The organism is Marisediminicola senii (assembly GCF_011057645.1).
GTDB classification, from domain to species: Bacteria; Actinomycetota; Actinomycetes; order Actinomycetales; family Microbacteriaceae; genus Marisediminicola; species Marisediminicola senii.
Genome location: NZ_JAALGE010000093.1, coordinates 1 through 3,308, shown reverse-complemented (window position 1 = coordinate 3,308; position 3,308 = coordinate 1). Strand labels below are relative to the sequence as shown.

Below are 3,308 nucleotides of genomic sequence, written 5' to 3'. Positions count from 1 at the left end.
GTCCCCCCCGGTGCCGCTCGCCGCCGGTCCCGCATAACCGACGCCCCGCCCTCCCCCCCCACGACACGGCTGGCCGCGAGGCCGGCCGTGTCGCGTGTCCGGAACCCGGCAGCCCCCCCGCCCCTCACGCTCCCGGCAGCACCCCCCACCCGCACCCACTCACGCTCCCGGCAGCCACCCGTTCACGCCGAGCAGCACCCCGGCACCGACGGCGCACGCCCCCGACGCGACGATGAACACGCCGACCCAGACGATCGCCGGAATGCGCGTCAGACGCGCGAGCTGGTCGGCATCCGACATCCCACCACCCCGCCGGCGCCGCGCGCGACCCAGCTCGAACGATGAGCGCACCGCCCCCAGCACCAGCACGCCGGTCACGACGATCGCGAACACTCCCTGCACGTCGGGAGCGCCGATGAGCGTCACCGCGAGCAGCAATGCCCCCGTCACGAGCACCGACCACAGTCCGAACCAGTTGCGCACCTGCACCAGCAGGGCGGCGAGCAGCAGCAGAAGCATCCACAGCATGCCCACCGTGTAGCCACCGCTCACCGCCCACGCCGCGCCGAGGCCGAGGACGCCGGCGGCCGGGTAGCCGGCGAGCAGGGTGAGGACCATGCCGATGCCGTCCGGACGGCCGCGGGAGACGGTGAGTCCCGAGGTGTCGGCATGCAGCCGGATGCCGCTCAGGCGTCGCCCGGCGAGTGTCGCCACCACGGCGTGACCGCCCTCGTGGGCGATGGTGACCACGTGGCGCACGAGTTGCCAGAGCGGGGTGACCGCCACCAGCACGACCGATGCGACGATCGCCAGCAGGCTCGCCACCGGATCCAGCGGGGGCCTGGTCGCGGTCAGCAGCCCCCACAGGTCTGCGAGCTCGCCCATTCGGCTACCTGTTCCTCAGCCCCTGCCGGGCGGCGATACGGGCGGGGGTGATGCGCGCGACCAGGGCGACGAGCTTGTAGCGCGCGGTCGGGATGGAGACCGCCCTGCCGCGCGCGACGTCGCGCAGCGCGATACGCACGAGCAGCTCCGCGCGCAGCCACAGCGCGTCCGGAACCGTCTCGGTGCTGACCCTCATGCGTTCGTGGAACTCGGTGCGCACGAAGCCGGGCGCGATCGCGGTCACGGTGATGCCGTGATCCCGGTAGAACGCGTTCGCCCAGCGGCTGAAGCTGAGCAGCCACGCCTTCGCGGAGCTGTAGGTGCCGGCCGGGAGGTACCCGGCGACGCTGGCGATGTTGATGATCGTGCCGGTGCGGCGGGGCACCATCTGCTGCAGGGCGGCGTGGGTCAGTCGCATCGGAACGGCGACCAGCAGGTCGAGCATCGCCTGTTCGTCGTCGATGTCGTTCTCGTGAAAGGCGCCCTGGATGCCGAACCCGGCGTTGTTGACGAGCACCGAGACGGGAGAGGCGGAGTCGGCCATGCGGTCCTCCACCAGGCCGCAGCCCTCCGGGGTCCCGAGGTCGGCGGCGAGCACGCTGACCGTGACGCGGTGGGCGTCGCGAATGGCGCTCGCCGTCGTTTCGAGCCGGCCGCGTTCGCGGGCGACGAGTATGAGGTCGTGTCCGCTCGCGGCCAGTTGCTGTGCGAACTCGCGGCCGATTCCCGCGGTGGCTCCGGTCACGAGGGCGAGCAGGCGTTCGGTCATGGTGCAACGTTAGCCCCGCGGGGCGGGCCTGCCCTGCGGTCGCGACCCGCCGGGAGCGTCACACAGCTACCCCGTCGGGCAGGCGCCAGAGTCGACGGGGGAGCGCATCGACGCGGCGGCATCGATGACCGGCGAGGCCTCGGCCAGCGTCATGGCGTACCCCACGTTCGGCGTGGTGGCGCCCTTGGCGAAGATGACGCCGACGACCGTGCCGTCCGCGGCGAGCAGCGGGCCGCCGGATTCGCCCTGCTGCACGTTGGCGGCGATCGTATAGACGTCACGCGCGATGGGATTCTCGCCGTAGATGTCGGAAATGCCGAGCGGGCCGACGGCGACGACCTCGGCGGGGTGGGCGCTGAAAGGCCCGCCGAGCGGGAAGCCGTTCACGACCGCGCGCTGCCCGGGCTGCAGCGGCGGGGCAGACGCGATGGGTGCGGCATCCAGGTCGTCGACCGCGATCACCGCGAGGTCGTCGACCGGGTCGAAGTACACGACGGAGCCCACGAGGGCACCGTACTCGGCCGATTCCACGATCGGTTCGTCGACGCCCGCCACGACGTGGGCATTGGTGATGACGCGGCCCGGTGCGACGACGAAGCCCGAGCCCGATCGGTTCTGCCCGCACGAATACGCGTTACCGGTGATGCGCACGACGGACTGTGCGGCGGTGTCGAGCGCGGGGGTGGAGACCGAGGCATCCGGAATCTGGGGAGGGGTGCCGCGAAAGGCGTCGGCGATGAGGGGGATGCCGTCGTGCAGGGCGAGGGCGCGCAACCGGGTGGTGATCTCGGTCACCGATTCGGGCGTGGCCCGGTCGATGGCGCGCAGTACCGACGAGGCCGCGATGGGCTGCGAGAGCACGGGAACGCCGAGCGAGCTGATGCCGAAGGCGACCATCGACGCGACCAGTGCGCTCACCATTACGTTGGCCGCGGCGCCGAGCACCCGGTCGATCACGCGCAGGGGAGTGCGTTCGACGGTGGTGCCGATGGCGCGTCCGATCGCGGCGCCGATCGAGAGTCCGGCGACGACCAGCAGGATCGCCGCGGCGATGGTCGCGGGGGCGCGCCACTCCGGGGCGGGGATGAGCGGGCCGACCAGGGGCATGACGTAGATCGCGGCCGCACCTCCCGCGATGAAGCCGGCGATGGCGGTGACGCTGCGGATGAGCCCGGTGCGATAGCCATAGACGAGGTAGGCGAGCAGCACCAGTACGAGGAAGGCGTCGACTATTCCGACGAGTGACATCAGCTGCCGGCGCGCTTGCGGGCCGCCTCCGCCTCGCGTCGCTGGGCGCGGGCTTCGTCGGCGGCGGCGGCTTCGTCCGGGGTGGGGGCCGAGCCGCCGAGCGCTCGGGGCTGCCACCACTTTTCGGTGCCGTCGACAGGGTAGGTCGCCTGCAGCGTCGTGACCTGGTCGATCATCGCGGTGCGCAGGGCCTCGGTGCCGAGGCGGGGGTCGTCGGCCGCGTCCACGGTGATCGGGGCGCCGAACAGAAAGTGCACCGGCACGCCGAACCGCTCGCGGAATGCGATGCGGCGGTTCTTGGTAAGCAGGCGGTGGCCGCCCCAGATAGCGACTGGAATGACGGGTACGCCCGCCTCTGCGGCGAGGCGCACCGCGCCGGTCTTGAATTCGCGCACCGTGAACGACG

The 3,308-nt window shown here is 72.0% G+C and carries 3 protein-coding genes and 1 pseudogene; all 4 read right to left on the bottom strand.

Features of this window, described 5'->3' with window-relative positions; all coding sequences use genetic code 11:
- Positions 1–159: 159 nt before the first annotated feature.
- A complete protein-coding gene (locus tag G5S38_RS15290) occupies positions 160–885 on the bottom strand; it encodes a M50 family metallopeptidase (RefSeq protein ID WP_165070472.1) in 726 nt (241 codons plus the stop codon).
- A gap of 4 nt (positions 886–889) precedes the next feature.
- Entirely contained in the window at positions 890–1,654 is a 765-nt protein-coding gene (locus tag G5S38_RS15285; protein ID WP_165070469.1) for an SDR family NAD(P)-dependent oxidoreductase, read from the bottom strand.
- A 66-nt stretch (positions 1,655–1,720) separates the two neighbouring features.
- Entirely contained in the window at positions 1,721–2,902 is a 1,182-nt protein-coding gene (locus tag G5S38_RS15280) for a MarP family serine protease (protein ID WP_165070466.1), read from the bottom strand.
- Positions 2,902–3,308 (bottom strand): annotated as a pseudogene (locus tag G5S38_RS15785) (1-acyl-sn-glycerol-3-phosphate acyltransferase); the annotation flags it as partial. The pseudogene G5S38_RS15785 and the gene G5S38_RS15280, both read right to left, overlap by 1 nt.

What these genes read in the sequence shown, in the direction of transcription:
- G5S38_RS15290 (WP_165070472.1), bottom strand. Translation starts at nt 885, where the DNA reads ATGGGCGAGCTCGCAGACCTGTGGGGGCTGCTGACCGCGACCAGGCCC.
- G5S38_RS15285 (WP_165070469.1), bottom strand. Translation starts at nt 1,654, where the DNA reads ATGACCGAACGCCTGCTCGCCCTCGTGACCGGAGCCACCGCGGGAATC.
- G5S38_RS15280 (WP_165070466.1), bottom strand. Translation starts at nt 2,902, where the DNA reads ATGTCACTCGTCGGAATAGTCGACGCCTTCCTCGTACTGGTGCTGCTC.